The organism is uncultured Parabacteroides sp. (assembly GCF_902493135.1).
In the GTDB taxonomy this organism is placed as follows: Bacteria; Bacteroidota; Bacteroidia; order Bacteroidales; family Tannerellaceae; genus Parabacteroides.
Window position 1 is genome coordinate 25,835 of record NZ_CABUOD010000011.1, and the last position, 21,327, is coordinate 47,161.

15 protein-coding genes are annotated in these 21,327 nt (G+C 48.8%); 8 read left to right on the plus strand and 7 right to left on the minus strand.

Annotation, left to right across the window (positions count from 1 at the left end):
- Positions 1–11: 11 nt before the first annotated feature.
- The 5 genes from RDN79_RS06975 to RDN79_RS06995 form a co-directional block, all read right to left on the minus strand.
- Positions 12–1,208: a 6-bladed beta-propeller gene (locus RDN79_RS06975; RefSeq protein ID WP_308573031.1), complete on the minus strand. Its 1,197-nt coding sequence runs from the start codon at positions 1,206–1,208 to the stop codon at positions 12–14.
- 94 nt (positions 1,209–1,302) lie between these two features.
- Positions 1,303–2,619: a Na+/H+ antiporter NhaC family protein gene (locus tag RDN79_RS06980; protein WP_298548492.1), complete on the minus strand. Its 1,317-nt coding sequence runs from the start codon at positions 2,617–2,619 to the stop codon at positions 1,303–1,305.
- Positions 2,620–2,637: 18 nt separating this feature from the next.
- A complete protein-coding gene (locus tag RDN79_RS06985; protein WP_298548491.1) occupies positions 2,638–5,223 on the minus strand; it encodes a DUF5686 and carboxypeptidase-like regulatory domain-containing protein in 2,586 nt (861 codons plus the stop codon).
- A gap of 318 nt (positions 5,224–5,541) precedes the next feature.
- A complete protein-coding gene (locus RDN79_RS06990; RefSeq protein ID WP_298548489.1) occupies positions 5,542–6,159 on the minus strand; it encodes an RloB family protein in 618 nt (205 codons plus the stop codon).
- Positions 6,160–6,168: 9 nt separating this feature from the next.
- Entirely contained in the window at positions 6,169–7,356 is a 1,188-nt protein-coding gene (locus RDN79_RS06995) for an ATP/GTP-binding protein (RefSeq protein ID WP_298548487.1), read from the minus strand.
- Positions 7,357–7,822: 466 nt separating this feature from the next.
- On the opposite strand from RDN79_RS06995, the gene RDN79_RS07000 reads away from it, so the two are divergent.
- The 8 genes from RDN79_RS07000 to RDN79_RS07035 all read left to right on the plus strand — a co-directional run bounded on the left by RDN79_RS07000 (position 7,823) and on the right by RDN79_RS07035 (position 17,710).
- Positions 7,823–9,355: a carbon-nitrogen hydrolase family protein gene (locus RDN79_RS07000; protein WP_298548484.1), complete on the plus strand. Its 1,533-nt coding sequence runs from the start codon at positions 7,823–7,825 to the stop codon at positions 9,353–9,355.
- Positions 9,356–9,522: 167 nt separating this feature from the next.
- Positions 9,523–11,634, plus strand: a complete 2,112-nt coding sequence (locus RDN79_RS07005) for a KamA family radical SAM protein (RefSeq protein ID WP_298548482.1) — start codon at positions 9,523–9,525, stop codon at positions 11,632–11,634.
- Between the two features lie 43 nt (positions 11,635–11,677).
- Positions 11,678–12,211: a ferredoxin domain-containing protein gene (locus RDN79_RS07010; protein WP_298548479.1), complete on the plus strand. Its 534-nt coding sequence runs from the start codon at positions 11,678–11,680 to the stop codon at positions 12,209–12,211.
- Positions 12,212–12,214: 3 nt separating this feature from the next.
- On the plus strand, positions 12,215–13,171 hold the full coding sequence (locus RDN79_RS07015) for a hypothetical protein (protein WP_298548476.1): 957 nt from the start codon (positions 12,215–12,217) through the stop codon (positions 13,169–13,171).
- An 86-nt stretch (positions 13,172–13,257) separates the two neighbouring features.
- Entirely contained in the window at positions 13,258–14,637 is a 1,380-nt protein-coding gene (gene radA / locus RDN79_RS07020; protein ID WP_298548474.1) for a DNA repair protein RadA, read from the plus strand.
- 12 nt (positions 14,638–14,649) lie between these two features.
- On the plus strand, positions 14,650–15,396 hold the full coding sequence (locus tag RDN79_RS07025) for a hypothetical protein (protein ID WP_298548471.1): 747 nt from the start codon (positions 14,650–14,652) through the stop codon (positions 15,394–15,396).
- On the plus strand, positions 15,393–16,103 hold the full coding sequence (locus RDN79_RS07030; RefSeq protein ID WP_298548469.1) for a hypothetical protein: 711 nt from the start codon (positions 15,393–15,395) through the stop codon (positions 16,101–16,103). The genes RDN79_RS07025 and RDN79_RS07030 overlap by 4 nt, the downstream gene beginning before the upstream one ends.
- Positions 16,104–16,105: 2 nt before the next feature.
- The gene (locus RDN79_RS07035; protein WP_298548467.1) at positions 16,106–17,710 is read left to right on the plus strand and encodes an NAD(P)/FAD-dependent oxidoreductase; all 1,605 of its coding nucleotides are present in this window, start codon (positions 16,106–16,108) and stop codon (positions 17,708–17,710) included.
- 48 nt (positions 17,711–17,758) lie between these two features.
- Here RDN79_RS07035 and RDN79_RS07040 read toward each other — a convergent pair whose 3' ends face one another.
- Together RDN79_RS07040 and recJ are read right to left on the minus strand one after the other, a co-directional pair.
- A complete protein-coding gene (locus RDN79_RS07040) occupies positions 17,759–19,447 on the minus strand; it encodes an ATP-dependent DNA helicase RecQ (protein ID WP_298548465.1) in 1,689 nt (562 codons plus the stop codon).
- A gap of 9 nt (positions 19,448–19,456) precedes the next feature.
- Positions 19,457–21,181 carry a single-stranded-DNA-specific exonuclease RecJ gene (gene recJ, locus RDN79_RS07045; RefSeq protein WP_005639311.1) on the minus strand — a complete coding sequence of 575 codons (1,725 nt, stop codon included), beginning with the start codon at positions 21,179–21,181 and terminating at the stop codon, positions 19,457–19,459.
- Positions 21,182–21,327: the final 146 nt, after the last annotated feature.

Consider the following 21,327-nt stretch of genomic DNA (forward strand, 5'->3'; position numbering starts at 1 on the left):
ATTTCTATTTTTTATTGTTTTTTCTTTCTGCAAAGGATGATCAGTTCATTGGTCCCGTAATTGAAATATTCGAACTGTTTGGCAAGTGCCGGAGACAACGATGGGTAAAGTCTCTTTTTCACGTCTTCGGACAATTCCGTCCACTCACACGTCCATATATAATAATCCTGTGTGATGAAACGGGGCCAGATCGCTGATCCGCCCAAGAGATCATCTTCCAGCATCTTTCCATGATTGCCTTTTACGGTGAACTCGGTTTTCGTTGTTTTGTCATATACAAGGTAACGCTTGTCATCGTCATCAAAATCATGTTTCCCCCTTCGTTTGGCCAGAAAAAACACATAACGGTCATCTTCCGCCACCGATACAATACCCCAGTAATTACCCCCATACCGATCGTTGTCTTCCGCGGAATACCAATACTCATATTCCAAAGGCAATTTGTATTTTCCCATGTCGAATGCCATATAAGGCGTTTTTTTCACTCCATCCAGACGAAATACGGTATCGTTCGATATTCTGTTTTTCAGATAAAGATTGCCATTGTAATGATAAAATTCTCTCTCCCAACGGGAATGGGAGAAATACACACCGTCAGTGTTTTTTATTTTTATCCCATAATTGGGATTCAGGTACACCGATAAGGTGTCATTGTGGCGATTAAAAGCATGTGCCAGATACTTTTCTTGATGGATACCCAAAGCTGTTGTCCAAAACACCGTGTCGGAAACTGCGATGTTGTAAAAGAATTCATCCTCAATCTTTATGTTGCGCAGATAATTGCCATTCAGGTCATAAAACAAAATCTGATGCCAATCGGCAATAAGGACCTCTTTATGAATCGGGTCATAGTCGAACCCGTGAAGCGATATATATTCTCCCGGCCCTTGTCCCTTTTTGCCGATCTGCATGATCCATTCCCCATCTAAAGTAAACTTGCTGATTCCCGATATCGAGCGGACAAGCCAGCAATCTTCTGCCTGGACGACATCCCAAATACGACTGATTATCAAATCTTCAGGTGTTTTCAACTCTAAGTATTCCACTGTATCTGCAACTTCGGATATATTCATTCCTTGCTCTTTGCTGAAGCCGGATTCTATATCGACCGTAAACAGACGATCCGTTCTTTGTGTTTTTTCAGAACAAGAAAAAAGAGTCAGACACAAACAAATTGATAAAAGACAGTTCATAAAAGTCGCGTACATCTCATAAAGGTATTATTCTTCAAATATACGTTTTTTTCTTTATTACCCATAAATATCATTTTGAAAACTCCTTATTCGAGTAGTGCAAGTTGTCTTATCTCTTGTTCCGGCTGTATTTGCGAGGATAATTGAACGCGATGGCTAATAAAGCTCCGGCACCCAATAAATAAGGATAATACAGATACTGCATGATCTCGATGGGAGAGACGTGCCCTAAGCCTGCCGCTATCAACAATTGTGCGCCGTAAGGTATGATGCCTTGTACGAAGCAGGAAAAAATGTCCAACAGGCTGGCGCTGCGGCGCGGATCTATCTTGAAACGGTCGGCGATGTCTTTGGCGATCGGGCCGGCCATGATCAAGGCGATAGTATTGTTTGCGGTACAGAGATTGGCGAAACTGATTAATGCGGCAATGCTTAATTCGGCTCCTTTGGAGGAACGGATGCGGGATGTGAGTTTCAGGATGATCCAGTCGATGCCTCCGTTATACCGTATCATTTCCAGCATTCCGCCGGCCAGCAAAGTTACGATGATCAGTTCGCCCATATTCGTGATACCCAGCCCCATCGAGGCATTCCATCCCCAGATATCGAACCCGCCTGTCAGCAATCCGACGATACCGGAAAGGATAATCCCGACTATCAGGACCATCATGACATTCACGCCGCAAATAGCTGTTACGAGGACAACCAGATAGGGCAGGACCTTGATCCATTCGATCGGCCCTGTTTCATATCCGCTCCCGACTCCGCTTCCGATCAACACATAGATAATGCCGGTTAACAGGGCGATCGGAAGGGCGATTCGAATATTCACCTTGAACTTGTCATTCATATTACAACCTTGCGTGCGGGTAGCGACGATAGTGGTATCCGATATGAAAGACAGGTTGTCCCCGAACATGGCCCCGCTTACGACAACGCCCAACATGAGCGCATCGGGCATTCCGGTTTTGCCGGCGATCCCTACGGCAACAGGAGCCAGGGCAACGATTGTCCCGACCGATGTCCCGACCGAAATGGAAATGAAACAGGCGGCAAGGAAGATTCCGGCTGCCAACAAATTGCCCGGCAGGATGGACATGGCCAGATTCACGGTCGCATCGACAGCCCCCATCGCTTTGGCTGTTTGGGCAAAAGCTCCGGCAAGAATGAAGATCAATACCATCAGCATAATATTGCCGTTGGCCGCTCCCCGGCAGAATTGTTCGATCCGGTTGCTGAGTTTGCCCCCTTTGGACATGGCGATGGCAACTACCGAGGCGATAACAAAGGCCACGGTAATAGGCATCTTGTAGAAATCGCCTGCGATAATGGACACTACAAGGTAAGATAATAAAAAAACAACCAGAGGTGTCAGCGCCCAGGGGTTAGGGGCATGATGTAAACGTGAACTATTCGGATCTGTCATTTTTAATTAAGCCACATGTTAGAACGTGAATCTCAACGCAATACGGATGCCTCCCTTTTTGATATCAGGATGATTCAGATAGGTTAAGCGTCTGTAGTAATCGATGCGCAGGATCTTGAATATATTTTCCAAACCGACGCTGCATTCCATATATGGAGTGTTGCCCAACGGCTGTGTCCCTTCCGGTAACAGGAAAAGTCCCGGCGTCAAGGTCGGATTGTTTTTATCCGTCAGTCCGCCATAAATCATATTAAAGGAAAGAACTTCACGCAGACGCAGCCATTTGATGCCCGGAATGCGGTTCAGGATCCAGCCCTTCATATAATAAGTAGCATTGAACGATACATATTGGTCGGTCACAAACTCCAACGCGTTCATCATGTGGAAGGCTTCCGGCTGGATCGTGATGGATTGGTTCGTATTCGGCAAAATCAACAGGGGGAAAGGCACTTTGTCCCAAACCTTGCCCGCTTTAACCTGTGCATCGATATGCCCGAACGAGGAAAGCCAGATACGTTTCTCGGCACTGATCTCCGTATGGTTATAATTGTAGTCACCGCCTAACACGCCTTTGATGCCTAACTGATGGGAGAGCTTGAATACGGGTGCGTCTTTGGACAGGTTGAATACGGATTCTTTACCCGAACGCCCGTTGTAGGCGCGTTCACCCGGAGCGAAACGCAGCTGCGTCCCGATTTCGGATGTCGTAAAATCTTTTATAAGGTACAAATTCCCGGATTCGTCCCGCTTGATGTATTGAAGCGTCCCTGCCGCCTCGTTGTTCTGGTTCATCATCCAGGACTTCCATGTCAGGCCGTTCAACCATTCTTTTTCGTATTGCAATACGCTTTTGCGGATGTACTGCATCTTGGTCACCGGTTCACCGACTTTCCAGGCAACGAAAATGTTATCCTTGCTTGTGAAAAGGAAATCCTGGCCTGGGGTGTACACGTCATATTCCTGGATAAACGACAGGTTATTGACCGGATTTTCACCTTCGTGGTATTCTTTTTTGGTGAAGCTGTGCGTCAATTTCAGGTTGTATTTGATCTTGCGGTCGTTCGTGCCGTAAGCCAGATAGCCGCTTGCAAACCAATACGGATTGAGGTTGGCGGTCGTCATTCCTCCCACACGCATACGGAAACCTTCCAGATGGTTCGCGCTGAAGGTCGTATTCATCGGACCGAAGTCGAATTTGGTCACTTTCTTGTCGTTTGCTGTCGGGATATAGCCCGTTATCAGGATTTCCGCGGTTTTGATAATGGCATTGAAGGCCGGAACTTTCCGCAACTGCCCCAATAAATCTTTTAGCGCATCTTCCTTCTCTTTCAGTGGAATAGGGCGGTTGTGCATCCAGAACGTATCCGGCTGTACCGTCGCTTCCGGCAAGACATGCAACGCCCCTAAGAGGCCGAAAACGGAGTCTGCATTTTGCACGTTGAAATTATAATTGTCGTAATTCCTGAGCTGGTGCGCATAGAGTTGTTGCGCTCCCTTTACCACATAGAAATTGACAAAGGTATTCTCTTGGTCGAGTACCCAGGTACTATCCGGCATCTGCTTGAATTCCTGTTCGATACGGAGCTTGTCCACCCAGTTCAGGTTGATATTCGCGGGTGTGTTCAACAATACTTTCTTGACCGCATAATTACCGTCAAGCGTTATATAAAGCCGTCCCGTAAACCCGTAGCTTTCACTGTTTGCCGGAACGAAAGCCAGATCCACACATTTATCTCCTCCCACATCGAGCGTATCCATGATGTAGTAATGGTAATATGTGGTCGCCAGTGTCGATGATAACGGGCTGACGAACCGGTTCAATAGAATAGGGATATTGTTGTCGAAAATATTGATGCTCTTGAATATCTCTTCCAGGTTGGAGGTTATGCCTCCACCGTCGTCCAACGTCTTATCGATCCCCTGCATGCGTTTGGCCCTGACAATTGTCTTTTCCGCTTTGGGGCTTTTCCGGTAGTAGAAGTCCGATAGGTTTTCGCGCACGGAAACGGTCAGGATCGGTTTGCCGTTAAATTCGGACGTGTCCAGATAGTTTTTGATGAATTTGAACTTTTTCAGAAATTTGTTCTTGTCGAGATTCGGATTGAAATTATCCAGCGACAAGCTTAGTTTTTCGTATATTTCCGTTTGATATTCCGGCTTTGCCTCGATCCGGTTGTCATTCTTGTGTGCAATTACTTTTTTAATAAGCTCCACAGCCGGATTATCCTTGCGGGTATATTTCTCTCTTTTGGGTTTGACCACGACTTCCGAAATCTCGAATGCGGTCGGTTTCAACAGCAATTCCAGATTGTCATTCTTTTTACCGGGCTTGAGGTCGATGAATTTGGTATCGTAGCCCAAGGAGGCGGCGGCCAGTTTGGTGTAGCCCTGGTTGTTTTGGAGGGTGAATGCTCCATTGTCGTCTGTCATAGCCCCGATAGTCGATCCGTCAAAATAGACGGATACAAACGGGAGCGGTTCACCGGTAATCGAGTCCTTGACTATACCGGATGCCGAGGTGAAATTCTGAGCGTATGATAGAAAAGTTCCTGCTACTGATTGCAGCAGAGCTATTAATATTATATAACGAATAAATCTTACCATGTATTTAACGTTGTTCCTTCTCGGATATAGACAACAAAGGTAAGATTTTTATTGGTTACAGTCCTACAGGCGATATTAATAATCTTTAATCGAAAGATAGTCTGCCGCTTAAATAGGGCTTGCTCTTTTGCATACAGTTAAAATGTTTTTTAATTGACGGACAGAAATAGGAAAGTGCATTCGTGTATGTTTCGACTTTTCTATTGCACGTATAATTTCCCCTTTCTTTGTTCTTGCTTCAATAGAATGTTCTTTGATAGCAAAATGTTGATGCCGTAAAGAATACAGCAATCTGTCAAACTTTTCCAAAACAAGATACTATTTCTTTATTACTTCATAAAAGAAATCTGCCATTTCACTATAAGTATGTTCACGTCCTTCCTTTAATTTAGATAATATAGATTTCTCGGAATTTTCAATTGCTATATCAAAATTTCCTCCATTGGCAAGCAAAAAATTATGTAATCCTTTGCATTTTCTACTAAAAAAATCCTCGGTCTTTTCATAATTACAAATACGCTCCAATTCCTTGGCTAATTCATTAGAGCTATTAAATTGTTGTGTTGTATATTTAAAATGATACAAGAACCATATTTCCAAACAGCGATCGTTCTCAAAAAAACGTATTAGACTTTCTGTTCCTTGCTGCTTCTTGATGATCGTTTTTTGATGATATTTTGTTTTTAGCCTTAAATAGTTCTCTCGATTACGCCCTTCTTTCTTATTATCCATATCAATTAGACAGAATATCATATTATAACCATCATCGATGCATTGTTCTATTCGGCGTTCCAATTCAGCCATGCTGGTGGCATGGTTCGGAACAACAGGTTTCACTTGTGCATGAATAACACCTTCTAAAGATTTCAAATAATACTTTTCAGTCGGTCCTTCACCAATAACAGCTATTGTCGTTTTTGTTTTCCGCGTTTTCATATCACTTCCTTAAAAAATGGAGCCTAATTCCGGTTTTGCACCAAGTTTTCCTGTTCTATATGCCTTATAAAGAGATAGATTTTTGTGCAATCCAAATTCAGAAGCACAATAAAGTTCAGTAGAGGCATCTTCCTTTGATTTCTCAGTAAACCAAACCATATCCCGACGTATAAATTCTTCATCCAATAACTGCTGGTCTTGTGTCGTGAACAATATTTGCGAATTGGCTGTATTCATCATAAAAGTCGTCAGAAAATGGAGCAAAAGATCATAATGCAAATTACTTTCTATTTCATCAAAACTATATATATGATCTTCACGCAACATATTGAACATACATTCCTGTAACTGAAAATAGCGTAATGTCCCCAATGATTGGTCAATAGAAGATAAAGTAAAATCAGATCCGTCTATGGTGTGATGTGTAAAAAACACATCTTTGCCACTTTGCATTCTTGCTTCATTGTCAATACTTATATTAGAAATATTAAAATCAGCCTTTCGCATAGCCGATATAAAATAATTTTTCTTCTCTTTATTATCGATCAACTGCTGGGCAATATCCAAAAGAGTATTTCCCTTCATGCCATGCACATACCGAACAATCCAGTTATAGGTATCACGGAATATCTTTGCATCTTCATTTAAAGATACTTTTGCAAAAGTAGACAGTACAGTATGGTTATTCAAAGTATTGTCTACAATTGTTTTCTTACTTTTCAAATGCAAACCGACTGTACGACCAAATTCAATATCCGGTACTACATCTTCATGGACAAACTTCCTACTATAAAATAAAGATAATACTCCATTAGGAGCATATTCCATCTTCTCAGAAATGATATAGCGGTTATTATACTCCACTGAATAGTCGTATCGTACTCGCCCTATATAAAAAGACATGGACAATCGGGTATTTTTATCCTTATCCAAAGCAAACGGATAAAAAGGTATGGCCTGCAGCTTATTAGTATATGGAGAAACCAACATTCTCCATATTGTCTCATAGGCATAGAGAATATTACTCTTCCCGGAAGCATTAGCCCCATAAAGTATAAGCATACGATTTAACCGCATCCCCGGTTTGATTTCGACGGTCAATAACTCATGAGAGGTCTTGTCTTTGGTAGCCTCGAAAGATAATACCTGTTCTTTTCGTATTGACATGAAATTTTCTATACTAAGTTCTCTAATCATGCATTCATCCTTTTATTTTGTAACTTTCCTACAAAAATAACAAATCATCTGCGCGAAAGATACTTTTCTTGGTATTATTTCACTTTTTTATCTTTTGGGGTAATTTCTTATCATCCCAGTTGGTTAATTCCATTCTTTATGAAAAGAGTTGACTTTCTGTGACAGATTTTCTATAAGCTGGAAGATGTAGAGGCATTATCAATGTCGTCAAACGAAATGCAGTAAGGAAGAACGGCGTGCTATCAACGTTGTGTGAAAAAGCCATCTGGATTTACCCTAAATAAAAGTAATAGATTATTAAAAAATATTACCCTTGCTACTAATTTGCGCTAAATGGGGTAGAAAATCGAATTAGATGCGGAAGTTGTTTCGAATTGGACCAATGTTTTTTGCTATCGTGAGATTTTTGTTTCATCCGGATGAAACTTTTTATACTTTTGCGTCGTTCTTAAAAATGAAATAAAAAATGGAACACACTCCTAAGATTAACAAAGTAGAGGTCCGTACTTTGCAGATGGCGGACTACCGACAATTATCCCAATCTTTTACAAGAGTTTATTCAGACGGCTCGGATGTGTTTTGGACACGTGAGCAAATCAAGAAGTTAATCACCATTTTCCCGGAAGGGCAGGTGGTTACGGTTGTGGACGATAAGATCGTGGGCTGCGCCTTGTCTATCATCGTTGATTACGACAAGGTGAAGAACGACCATACCTACGCTTTCGTCACCGGAAACGAGACTTTCAATACGCATAACCCGAAAGGCAATATCCTCTATGGCATCGAAGTTTTTATCCATCCCGATTATCGGGGGTTGCGCTTGGCGCGGCGTATGTATGATTACCGGAAGGAATTGTGCGAAAGCTTGAACTTGAAAGCGATTATGTTTGGCGGACGTATTCCGAATTATCATAAATATGCGGATACGATGCGCCCGAAGGAATATATCGATCAGGTTCGTAAAAGAGAAATTTATGATCCGGTACTGACTTTCCAGATATCGAACGATTTCCACGTTCGCAAGGTGATGACGAATTACTTGCCGAACGACGAGGAATCCAAACATTATGCAACCCTGCTGCAATGGGACAATATCTATTACCAGCCGACTCCGGAAATCGTTTCGACCAAGACGACCGTCCGCGTCGGTCTTGTCCAGTGGCAGATGCGACCTTACAAGGGGCTCGACGACGTGTTCGAGCAGGTGGAGTTTTTCGTGGATGCCGTGTCTGACTATAAGAGTGACTTCATCCTTTTCCCCGAATACTTCAATGCCCCTCTGATGGCCAAGTTCAACCACATGAGCGAGTCGGAGGCGATCCGCGAGCTGGCGAAATATACGGACGAGATGCTGAACCGCTTCATCAACCTGGCGATCAGCTACAACATCAATATCATTACCGGGAGCATGCCGTTGATCAAGGACGACGGGTTGTACAACGTCGGTTTCCTTTGTCGCCGCGACGGCAGTTATGAGACGTACGAGAAAGTGCATATCACGCCCGATGAAGCGAAGAGCTGGGGACTTTCCGGCGGCAAGATGGTGCAGACTTTCGAAACGGACTGTGCCAAGATCGGTGTCCTGATCTGCTACGATGTCGAATTTCCGGAACTGTCGCGTATCATGGCGGACCAGGGGATGCAGATCCTGTTTGTGCCCTTTCTGACCGATACGCAGAACGCCTATTCGCGTGTCCGTGTTTGTGCGCAGGCACGTGCGATCGAAAACGAATGCTTTGTCGTCATTGCCGGTAGTGTCGGCAACTTGCCCCGCGTCCATAACATGGATATCCAGTATGCGCAGTCCGGTGTCTTCACCCCGTGTGATTTTGCTTTCCCGACAGACGGGAAAAGGGCGGAGGCGACCCCGAATACGGAAATGATCTTGGTGTCGGATGTGGATCTCGATTTGCTGAACGAATTGCACACGTACGGAAGTGTCCGCAACTTGAAAGACCGCCGGCATGACCTGTATGAAGTGAAGATGAAGCGGAAGTAGCAGAAAGGTGGCGAATAGGTGCCGCTCTTGTCATTTTGTTGTGATTCGCAAGACTTTTAAGATGTTTTATAAGTAGCACGCTTTTGATGGTGGGAGAAAAATGTTATATTTGTAGACAAATGACTTCAAAATAACATTCAATAATCCTTCCTAAAAAGTATTTGCTTATGATTAAAAGAAGATTACTATCGTACGACATTCCGCAATTGACAAAAGCATTTAAAAAAGATTTTCCCCAACTGGCAACGATGGCGGAAGAGAGTGAGAGCGCAGCGCTTTTTAAAGAAGCCTTGCGCTCTTTCGTTTCTTCCCGCATCGACAGGACGGTTGGCGGGAGCAATATGGGAAATGCCGTGGCGAAGCGTATTCTTCTGTTGATCGAACATGACGACACGACGGTCTCCGAGCTTTCGACAGGCGAGGAGATACCGGTACGGACGATTACCTGCCTGTGGCAGTTCCTGGCCGGGAAGCTGGAGGAAGATGTTTCGCCGGACTTCTTTATCGACCTGTACCGGCAATTCGAATTGCTGGAGAAGCCGGAGGAGATCGTTCCGGACCGTTCGCTTGTCAAACGGCAGATGAACCGTTGGCCGACCGGACTGGACGAGGAGGTGATGGCAATCCGCCGTTCCAACAAGGAGCGGATCATTGCCGGGCTGATACGCAAGATCGAACGGCGCCACGCCCCGACCTCCCGCTTCCAGTTTACGGAAGGGATGAGCTATGCCGAGAAATACATCAAAGTGCAGGAATGGTGGAATACCGGCCGTTTCCATCTTGCGATGGCTTTCAAAAGCCCGACGGAACTGAACTATTTCCTTGGCGGTTCCCTGTCGGCTGGAACGATGGATCTGTTGGCACGTGCCCGTAAGAAAGGCATGCCGTTCTTTGTGACTCCTTACTACCTTTCCCTGCTGAACACGAATACAAGCGGATATGACGACGCTGCCATCCGCTCTTATATCCTTTATTCGGAAGAATTGGTCGATACATACGGCCGGATCAAGGCGTGGGAGAAAGAAGACATTGTCGTGGCCGGACAGCCGAATGCCGCCGGGTGGTTGTTGCCGGAAGGGCACAACATACACCGCCGGTATCCGGAGGTGGCGATCCTGATCCCCGATTCGATGGGGCGTGCCTGTGGCGGGCTATGCGCTTCTTGCCAACGGATGTACGATTTCCAGAGCGAACGCTTGAATTTTGATTTCGAATCCCTGAAACCGAAGGAAACATGGGATAAGAAACTGCGCCGGTTGATGCGCTATTTCGAAGAAGACGCACAGCTCAGGGATATCCTGATCACCGGTGGCGACGCGTTGATGAGCCAGAACGCGACGCTCCGCAACATACTCGATGCCGTCTACAAGATGGCGGTACGGAAACGGAAAGCCAACGAGGACCGGCCCGAAGGAGAGAAGTACGCCGAACTGCAACGGGTCCGCCTGGGTTCGCGCCTGCTTGCCTACCTGCCTCTGAGGATCACGGACGAACTGGTCGGTATCTTGAGGGATTTCAAAGAAAAAGCTTCGCGCATCGGTGTCACGCAATTTATCGTCCAGACCCATTTCCAATCTCCGTTGGAGGTCACGCCGGAAGCGAAGAGGGCGATCGAGGCGATCCTCTCCGCCGGATGGATCATCACCAACCAGTTGGTCTACACCGTTGCCGCTTCCCGGCGCGGGCATACGGCAAAGCTTCGGCAGACGTTGAATGCGATGGGAGTGGTGTGCTATTATACTTTTTCGGTCAAGGGTTTCCACGAGAACTATGCCGTGTTCACCCCCAACAGCCGCTCCTTGCAGGAACGGCGGGAGGAGAAAGTCTTCGGCCTTATTCCCAAAGAGAAGCAGAAGGAATTGTACCGGCTGATCCGCTATGAGCGGCCCTTAGGAAAGAAACTGTCCGGTTTCCTGAAAGAGAACCATCTCCTTTTTGCCGCTACCGACCGCAGTGTGTTGAACCTCCCGGCCATTGGCAAAAGCATGACGTTCCGGACGGTCGGCATGACGGCCGAGGGTAAGCGCATCCTGAAATTCGACCACGACGCCGGACGCCGCCACAGCCCGATTATCGACCGGATGGGAGAGGTCTACATCGCCGAAAGCAAATCCGTAGCTGCCTACCTGCGCCAGCTACAGGATATGGGCGAGGACGTGCGGGAGTATATCAGCATCTGGAACTATTCCGAAGGTGTGACCGAACCCCGTTTCAGTATTTACGAATATCCCGTTTATCCGTTTGATGTTACAGAAAAGATGACAAATCTTGAACTATAAAACGAGTAATTATTATCTTTGTTCGTGCTAAACCAATATTAAAATGATACAGAACGAAAGAGAAATACGACACGAGCATGTGTTACAGGCTGTTCGTCAGATGATGACAGCCGCCCGGACAGCCCCGAAAGGAAAAGGGATCGATATTATAGAAGTGGCGATGGTGACGGACGAAGATATCAAACGTCTTTCCGAGGAGCTTGTCGTCCTGTCCGGTGAAACCGGTTTGAAATTCTTTCTACGCGATGCCGACAATATCCTTCAGGCCGAAGCCGTCATGATTGCCGGTACGCGTCAGCAGGTGCAGGGTTTGAATTGTGCGCACTGCGGGTTCCCGACCTGCGTGGAGAAGCCGGAAGCCGTTCCCTGCGCGATCAATTCGGTGGACTTGGGCATTGCGATCGGTTCGGCCTGTGCCACGGCATCGGATTGGCGCCTGGACACGCGCGTGATGTTCAGCGCCGGTCTGGCTGCTCAGCGTTTGGGGATGCTGGGCGACTGCAAATGCGTGATGGCGATTCCGGTGAGCGCGTCCTCCAAGAACCCGTTCTTCGATCGAAAACCCAAAACAGAGTAAGTCATGATAAAGTTTGATAACAAACTCGAACTGCGATACTACTTCAATGATAAGTCCAACTACATGGATGCCCTGATCAAACACCGTTCGGAGAAGGAGGTGCTCTCGCTTCTCAGGACCTTGGCAGACATGCTGGACATCAAGATGACTATTTACTGCGAGTCGTTTGCCCAGCAGGAGGGATTCCGTGAAATCTGGTCGGTGGCAGGTGAGAACAGCCGCCTGATCTCCGTCCTTCTCAACCTGTTTATGCAAGTGTGGACGCGTCCGTCCCTTTTGGTCGGCGGACAGCCGGTAGTGGACCGTTCGGCGGCCGACGAGGAAAAGATGCAGCGCGAAATCGCCTTGTTGCGCAGTAACCTGAGAAAGAAAGCGCCCGGCATTACGGTGACGCGTGAATTGGTGGGACTGCTCAGCGCCTCGCCCCGTTTCTGCAAATGCAAATCGAATTTTTACGAAGCCGTACGCGGCTATCCGAAGGTGACGAAGTTCACCCTCCGCGAACTGAACGCCGGCAACCGCAGCCGTTCCGGATCGTTGGAAGTCAAGCGCGAACAGTTCGACTATTATATCCTCCGTTCCGACGAATTACCCCCTGTCAAGGATCAGAAAGCGACGATAGAGATCATCTCGCCTGTGCTGAAAGACGCCCGTTACCGTTGGAAGGGCATCTACAACAAAGGGGGCGAGACGATCGACTTTTACATGTGCGATGAAGACTTCAAGAAAGACATGTTCGATGAAAAGATCGTTTTCAAGAGCGGCATGTGCATCGACTGTGTGCTGGATATCCAACGGAAGATGAGCGAACTGGGTGAAGTGGTCAACATCAGCTATACGGTCGAAACCGTGATCCGTACCCGTTTCGACAAGATGGAAATCATCACGCCGCAGGGCAAACGCCATCTACGAAAGTTAGAAGCAGAGAAAAAGCAGTTGACGCTCGATCTTTTCGGGTGATAAATATTCGTTGACACATACACCGAAAGGCTCTTTTGAGAGCTTTACGGCTCCATTGTGTTGAGACAATTAATAAAAAGAGAGGTATGGCTAAGACAAAAACAGTATATGTCTGCTCCAACTGTGGGGCCGATTCCCCGAAATGGATCGGGAAATGTCCTTCGTGCGGGGAGTGGAACACGTATGTCGAAGAGGTCGTGGCAAAGGAATCGGCGGGAAAGCGTGCCGCAGCGGGATTTATCCGTCCTGACGGGGCAGGCCCTGTGCGTCCCGTCCTGCTTCGTGACATTACTTCCGAAGAGGAGACGCGCATCGACCTCGGCGACCAGGAGCTGAACCGTGTCCTCGGTGGCGGCTTGGTGAAAGGATCGCTGGTCCTGATCGGCGGCGAGCCGGGAATCGGGAAGTCTACTCTTGTCCTGCAAACCGTCTTGGGGTTGAAAGGGCTTCGTACGCTTTACGTCTCCGGCGAAGAGAGCAGCCGTCAGTTGAAACTTCGTGCCGACCGCATCGCGCATGAGAATCCGGACTGCTTCATCCTCTGCGAGACCAATCTCGAACAGATATTTGTCCAGACCAAGAACGTACAGCCCGACCTCTTGATCATCGACTCGATACAAACCATTTATACCGAGCTTGTCGAGTCTTCCCCCGGAAGCGTCTCGCAGGTGCGCGAGTGCAGTGCGGCGATCCTGAAATATGCGAAGGAGAGCGGTACTCCCGTCCTCCTGATCGGCCATATCAATAAGGAAGGGAGCATTGCCGGGCCGAAGGTGCTTGAACATATCGTCGATACCGTCCTCCAGTTCGAAGGCGACCAACATTATATGTACCGCATCCTCCGAAGCATCAAGAACCGTTTCGGAAGTACGGCTGAATTGGGTATCTACGAGATGCGCCAGGACGGCCTCCGCGAAGTCAGCAACCCTTCCGAACTGCTGTTGACACAGAACCATGAGGGATTGAGTGGCGTGGCGATCGCGGCGGCGATCGAGGGCATCCGTCCTTTCCTGATCGAGACGCAGGCGCTGGTAAGTTCCGCCGTCTACGGGACGCCCCAGCGCAGCGCGACGGGTTTCGACCTGAGGCGTATGAACATGCTGCTCGCGGTGCTCGAAAAGCGTGCCGGGTTCAAGCTGGTCCAGAAAGATGTCTTTTTGAATATTGCCGGCGGACTGAAGGTGAATGATCCGGCGATCGATCTGGCGGTGATCAGTGCGGTTCTTTCTTCGAGCCTCGACATTTCGATCGAGCCGGGTATCTGCATGTGCGGCGAGGTGGGGCTTTCGGGCGAGATCCGTCCGGTGAACCGCATCGAGCAGCGCATCCTGGAAGCGGAAAAATTAGGTTTCTCGCGCATTATCATCCCGCACAATAACCTGAAAGGCTTCGACACGTCCAAGTGCAAGATGCAAATCGTGCAAGTGCGCAAGGTGGAAGAGGCTTTCCGGCAATTGTTCGGATAAGTTTATATGTATATGAAAAAAAGTGTTGTTTATCTATTTGTGAGTGTTTTCTTCCTGTTTACAAGCTGTGAGTACCGGCTGGGGGAGAATTTTGTGGAAATGGAAAGGCATCCGGCCGATTCGGTTTTGATGGATGTGTATTTGAATCTTTCCGAAGAATATGGAGGCGGGTATTATGTCGACAAAACCTGTCTGGCAAGTTTCACGGTTTATCCTTTTCCGGGATATAAAGTGGAGAAATGTGTGATCCGACTTGGCAAGATGGAGTGGGAGAGCGATGATTCCAGAGGTGATTTCTTCATAGATGTAGACCGGATCCCGAATGGGACCTATGAGTTGACCTGTGAAGTGCAGGCCAGTACGAACAATGGTACTGTTGCCGGACAGGTGGGAGCCGGACATTATGTGGAAACGCGTGGCTGGCCTGTCAAGGTGAAAGCACGCAACGAGAGCGATCATCTTTTGGAATGCCGGATGACTGAAGAAGGCTATCCTGAAATATTCTGGGAAGTGGACGAGTCGCTTCGTGCCGGGTTTGACCATTATACGATAGAATATAATTACGATCATATGACTTATATCCGGAGAAGCCTGGATTTCGATCAACGTTCTTTTGTGGACAAGACTTACGACGGTGTCGGTGGCACGTACACGGTCTATATTTATTTCAAAGATGAAACGATCCGCCCTTATTCCCTCGGCAAGGTCGTCTTGGAATTTCCCGATACGTTTAACCCTGAAAATAACCCGGAGAAATGAAACGGACCTTTTTCTTAATCTGCCTCCTGTTCGCTTTCGTGCGGGTAGGACAGGCCCAGTCGTTGACAATCGAGTATAACATCGGTCACGGCGCATACCGGATGTCCGATATGAAAGACCTGTTGAAAGCGGCAATACTTCCTGTGACCAATGCGCAGGTCACGGATAACTTTCCCGGTTATATGACAGAGGAAACCCGTATCGGGATCGAATGGCGCAGCCATCAGGCAGGCGCTCTTTTCAACTATATGAATACGGCGGGGAAAAGAGGCGTGGCCGATTATTCCGGTTCATGCTACTACGAACTGCGTAATAAAGGATATAAACTCGGAGCTTTTTATCGTTTCCGTCTGGTGAAAGAAGAAATTAGTATCTTTACATTCGAACCGTATGTAGGGCTCTCGACGGGTGTCGTGCTGAACAAGGTGAACGAGGCGGACCGCCTGCTCGTCGAGTCTGATCCGGAAGCCGGATATCGGAAGGAAAATGCTTTTTCCGGCAGGAATTTCTTCGTGGAGCCTGCTTTCGGCATCAAGTTCGGCTTGTGCCGTTATGCCGCGTTGAACCTGAGCATCGCGTATGAATGGGATGCCGTGAAACAAGAACATTCGATTGAAAAGGCAGGGTCCCCGTCGAATTTCAAAGTGGACTGGAGCGGGTACAGGGCACAAGCCGGTTTGATTTTTTATTTGAATTTAAAGAAGTAACGATGATACAAGAATTACAACTCCGTATATTGCCCGAAGAGGCAGCCAACGAACAGACGTTGAAGCAGGTGGTAGCCCGCGAGACAGGGACATCCGTCCCGCATATTCACACTGTCCGGGTGCTGAAACGTTCCATCGATGCGCGTCAGCGTACGATCTATCTGAATGTCAAGTTGCGTGCTTTCATCGATGAGGAACCGGACGAACCGGAATTCCAGTCGGTCGAATATAAAGATGTGTCGGCCGGGAAGCCTGTCGTGGTGGTAGGAGCGGGGCCGGGCGGTTTGTTTGCCGCCCTCCGCCTGATAGAGCTTGGCCTGCGTCCGATCGTGATCGAACGTGGGAAGAACGTGCGCGAACGTAAAAAGGATATCGCCCTGATCAGCCGCGAACATAAGGTGGACGAAGAATCCAACTACAGCTTCGGCGAAGGGGGAGCCGGCGCCTATTCCGACGGCAAACTTTACACCCGCAGCAAGAAACGGGGGTCGGTCGATAAGATTCTGAATGTCTTTTGCCAGTTCGGGGCGAGCACTTCGATCTTGGCGGACGCCCATCCGCACATCGGTACGGACAAGCTGCCGCGCGTGATCGAGAATATCCGCGAACAGATCATCCGTTGTGGCGGGGAAGTCCGTTTCGAGACACGAATGGACGCCTTGGTCATCCGGGGCGGGGAAGTCATAGGTGTCGAAACGAATACCGGCGAGCACTTTCTGGGGCCGGTCATCCTGGCAACAGGCCATTCCGCCCGCGATGTGTATCGCTATCTCCATGACCGGCAAATCCCGATCGAAGCCAAAGGCATTGCTGTCGGTGTCCGCCTGGAACATCCGCAGATGCTGATCGACCAGATACAATATCACCGCAAGGAGGGCAGAGGCAACTATCTGCCGGCAGCCGAATATAGCTTTGTGGCGCAGGCCGGCGGGCGTGGAGTCTATTCTTTCTGCATGTGTCCAGGTGGTTTCGTCGTCCCGGCGGCAAGCGGTCCCCGTCAGGTGGTGGTCAACGGGATGTCTCCTTCCAACCGTGGTTCCCGATGGGCGAACTCCGGCATGGTGGTGGAGGTACGCCCGGAAGACTATGCTTCGCTAATGAATAATGAAGAATTAAGAATGAATAATGGAGAGAGGGTGGAGCCGGATTCTCCATTAGCGTTGATGGCTTTCCAGGAACGGCTGGAAGAACTCTGCTGGCTGAACGGCGGGATGAAGCAAACCGCCCCTGCACAGCGGATGGTTGATTTCGTGAATAAGAAAAACTCTTTCGATCTTCCCGAATCCTCTTATACGCCCGGTTTGCTGGCTTCCCCGTTGCATTTCTGGATGCCGGAGTTCGTCACCGGCCGCCTGCGTGAGGGCTTCCGCCATTTCGGTAAAGTCTCCAGAGGCTTCCTGACCAACGACGCGGTGATGATCGGGGTGGAAACCCGGACCTCTTCGCCCGTCCGTATCCTGCGCGACAAGGAAAGTTACCAGCATATAACCCTGAAAGGCCTTTTCCCTTGCGGCGAAGGAGCCGGCTATGCAGGCGGAATCGTCTCTGCCGCTATCGACGGGGAGCGGTGTGCGGAAGGGGTGGCCGGATATTTATCCCTCGTTTAAAACAGATATGCTTTGAAATGGTTGCCTGCCGCCGTTATCCAAGCCGTATTAACGGTAGGCAACCACTCCAATCTCCCCATTTTTCAAATAAAACCGCTCGTCCTGTTCGACCAGGAAGCGGATGGCGGTGACGATTTTTTCTTCGGGGAAAGGCAAAGAAGGAACCACGGTGGTGAAAGGGAGCGGTTGCCGACCCGACAGCAGTCTGAGCAACAGGTCGCGTATGGCGTTGAAATCCCGGTTGTTCAGGCCGGAATCGTTCTTGGAGAGGCAGATGTCACAACACCCGCAATCTTCTGTATCCTTTTCCCCGAAATAGGAGAGTAGCAGACGGCTCCGGCAGATATGTTCCCCGTCCATGTATTCCACCACTTTCGCGATGCGCTTTTTCATCCTTTCGCGACGCTCCTCATAAGCGGAGGGAGGGAGAATAAGAGTCTCCTTTTCCATCCGTGGATGCGTATAGGTAATTCGGGAGGCTGTTGGAGAAGATGATTCATCCGCCGCTTCGGAATATTCGATGTAACCGGACAGTTCCAGCAGTTTCAGCGCATGATGCACCTGTAACGGGGGAAGCTGGCAGGCGGAACAGAAATCAGCCAATGCGAATCCGTGTATGATGCCCTTCCCGTGCCCTTCCTGTATTTGGTAGTAATCTCCCAATGCCTCGTACACTTGCCCGATCAGTCTTTTTTCCGGAAACTCGTCATCTATCCGTTTTTTTAGCTGGAAGCTGTCCGTATCCGTACAGAGAGACACCGCAAAGGCTTTCCGGCTGTCCCGTCCGGCACGGCCTGCCTCCTGGAAATATTCTTCCAATGATCCCGGCATATCCAGATGGACGACCAACCGCACGTCCGGCTTGTCGATCCCCATCCCGAAGGCGTTTGTCGCAACTATAACCCGGCATTCGTTGTTTTTCCAGCGGTGCTGCCGGATCGCCTTCTCTTCCCGGTTCAGCCCGGCATGAAAGAAATCGGCAGATATTCCGGCTTGTTGCAGGAAGAGAGCCGCCTCTTTTGTCTGTTTCCGGCTCCGGGTATAGACGATAGCCGTGCCGGGCACTTTTCCGAGTATGTAGGCCAGTGTGCTCAGCTTGTCTTCCGTACGGCGCACGATGTAGGCAAGGTTCGGACGGACAAAGCTTGTCCGGAACACATTCTTCTCCTTGAAAAGCAATCGTTCCTGTATGTCGTCCACGACTTCGGGCGTGGCCGTCGCCGTCAGTGCCAGTACCGGCACGCCGGGCAGTTGCTCCCGAATGTCGGCGATATGGAGATAGGAAGGGCGGAAGTCATAGCCCCATTGCGAGATACAATGGCTTTCATCCACCACTAACAGGCAGACGTCCATGGCCTGCAGCTTTTCCCTGAATAATCCGGTGGCAAGCCGTTCGGGCGAAACGTACAGGAACTTGTATTGTCCGGAAACGCAATCCTCCAATTCCGCAACGATTTCCTGCCGGCCCATGCCCGAATATACAGCCGTAGCTTTGATCCCGGCCCGGCGCAGATTGTCGACCTGGTCGCGCATCAAAGCGATAAGCGGGGTAATGACAAGGCAAATCCCTTCCATTGCCAATGCCGGAACCTGGAAGGTGACTGATTTGCCGCCTCCCGTCGGCATCAGGCCGAGTGTGTCTTTCCCGCTACAGACGGAATGGATAATATCCTCCTGTAGGGGACGGAAAGCAGGGTATCCCCAATACTTCCCTAAGATCTTATGGTAGACATCCACCGCATCCCTTCATATATCGTTCTCCTTGATGTCCTTCACCATCAGTTGCAACGACGTGTTGCCGTTGTAGGTGTTCTCCTCGATGGTGTAGCAGATATTGAAAGGCTTCATGTTCTTGATATGCGTATTGTGCTGGTGCATGCCGAAAGCGATGCCGTGTATCGGTGTGTTCGACTTGTCGTCGATCAGTTCCAGTTTGATATGTTCCAGGTCTTTCCCTACCAGCTTGCTGGTCCCGTAATCCTTGACTCCGAGCGAGCAGAACACGGGTTTCTGGTTGTCCGGGCCGAACGGATTCATCTTTTTCAACTCGCTCATGAACTTGGCGTTGATATCTTGCAGGTCCAGCACGGCATCTATATCGATCTGCGGCGTCATCTGTTCGGGGATGATCTCGTCGGCGGCCAGCTTGAGGAACCGCTGGGTGAAAGCGTCCAGGTTTTCCTCTTTCAGGGAGAGGCCGGCGGCATACGTGTGCCCGCCGAAGTTTTCCAACAGGTCGCGGCAGCTTTCGATCGCTTTGTATATGTCGAATCCCGTGACCGAACGGGCGGAACCGGTGATCAGTTCGGACGATTTCGTCAGGACGACTGCCGGGCGGTAGTATTTTTCCGTCAGGCGGGAAGCGACGATGCCGATCACCCCTTTGTGCCATCCCGGATTGTAGACGATGATCGCCTTGCGGTCTTCCATGTTCTGGAATTCGTCGATGATGGCGTTCGCCTCGTCTGTGATCTTCTTGTCCAGTTCGCGGCGTTCTTCGTTATACTGGTTGATGCTCTCGCTCTTTTCGCGGGCCACGTCGACATCCTTCGCCAGGAGCAGTTCGACCGCTTCCTTTCCGTTCATCATACGGCCGGAAGCATTGATGCGCGGTCCGATCTTGAAGACGATGTCGCTGATCGTGATCTCTTTGCCCGACAGGCCGCAGATATCGATGATCCCTTTCAGGCCGAGGCTCGGATTGCTGTTAAGCTGCTTCAAACCGTAGTAAGCCAATATGCGGTTTTCGCCGGTGATGGGGACGATGTCCGAGGCGATGCTGACCGCCGTCAGCTCCAGCAGCTTCTCCAGGTCGGCGAACGGGAAGTTGTTGCTTTTGGCGAATGCCTGCATGAACTTGAACCCGACGCCGCATCCCGACAGGTGTTCGTACGGATAGACCGAGTCCACCCGCTTGGCATCCAGCACGGCGACGGCATCGGGCAATGTGTCGTCCGGCATGTGATGGTCGCAGATAATAAAATCGATCCCCAACTGCTTGGCATATTCGATCTTTTCGATGGCCTTGATGCCGCAGTCGAGCGAGATCACCAGCGTGATCCCGTTTTCCCGGGCGTAATTGATCCCTTTGTACGAAATCCCGTATCCTTCGTCATACCGGTCCGGAATATAATAATCCAATGCCGATGAATAAGGACGCAAATACTTGTAGACCAATGAGACGGCAGTCGTACCGTCTACATCGTAGTCTCCGTAAATCAAAATCTTTTCTTTATTACCCAGTGCCTTATTCAAGCGTTTGACCGCCTTCTCCATATCCGGCATGAGGAATGGATCATGCAGGTCGTTCAAGCTGGGTTTAAAGAATTTCTTCACCTCTTCAACAGTGGTGAGTCCTCGCTGAACGAGCAAAAGACATACGACCGGACTGAGTCCCAGTTGGCTTGCCAGCCTGTCTCTCTTATGTAACTCTTCTTCTGTTGGGGTTTGAAAGTTCCATTTTGTAATCATTATATATTGTTTTTTCTTTTTTTCGTCTCTGATATATCGGATATGCAGGTTTATGGTGATAAAACCTCCAATATATTTGAATCCGTAAAGTTAGATAATATAAATGGATATTTTTGTTTGGCCGCTTGCTTTTTTGTTAATTTATA

Coding starts and splice junctions, on each gene's coding strand:
- RDN79_RS07005 (WP_298548482.1), top strand. CDS start 9,523: ATGATTAAAAGAAGATTACTATCGTACGACATTCCGCAATTGACAAAA.
- RDN79_RS07030 (WP_298548469.1), top strand. CDS start 15,393: ATGAAACGGACCTTTTTCTTAATCTGCCTCCTGTTCGCTTTCGTGCGG.
- RDN79_RS06980 (WP_298548492.1), bottom strand. CDS start 2,619: ATGACAGATCCGAATAGTTCACGTTTACATCATGCCCCTAACCCCTGG.
- RDN79_RS06975 (WP_308573031.1), bottom strand. CDS start 1,208: ATGTACGCGACTTTTATGAACTGTCTTTTATCAATTTGTTTGTGTCTG.
- RDN79_RS07015 (WP_298548476.1), top strand. CDS start 12,215: ATGATAAAGTTTGATAACAAACTCGAACTGCGATACTACTTCAATGAT.
- RDN79_RS06985 (WP_298548491.1), bottom strand. CDS start 5,223: ATGGTAAGATTTATTCGTTATATAATATTAATAGCTCTGCTGCAATCA.
- RDN79_RS07025 (WP_298548471.1), top strand. CDS start 14,650: ATGAAAAAAAGTGTTGTTTATCTATTTGTGAGTGTTTTCTTCCTGTTT.
- recJ (WP_005639311.1), bottom strand. CDS start 21,181: ATGATTACAAAATGGAACTTTCAAACCCCAACAGAAGAAGAGTTACAT.
- RDN79_RS07000 (WP_298548484.1), top strand. CDS start 7,823: ATGGAACACACTCCTAAGATTAACAAAGTAGAGGTCCGTACTTTGCAG.
- RDN79_RS07010 (WP_298548479.1), top strand. CDS start 11,678: ATGATACAGAACGAAAGAGAAATACGACACGAGCATGTGTTACAGGCT.
- RDN79_RS06995 (WP_298548487.1), bottom strand. CDS start 7,356: ATGATTAGAGAACTTAGTATAGAAAATTTCATGTCAATACGAAAAGAA.
- RDN79_RS07035 (WP_298548467.1), top strand. CDS start 16,106: ATGATACAAGAATTACAACTCCGTATATTGCCCGAAGAGGCAGCCAAC.
- radA (WP_298548474.1), top strand. CDS start 13,258: ATGGCTAAGACAAAAACAGTATATGTCTGCTCCAACTGTGGGGCCGAT.
- RDN79_RS06990 (WP_298548489.1), bottom strand. CDS start 6,159: ATGAAAACGCGGAAAACAAAAACGACAATAGCTGTTATTGGTGAAGGA.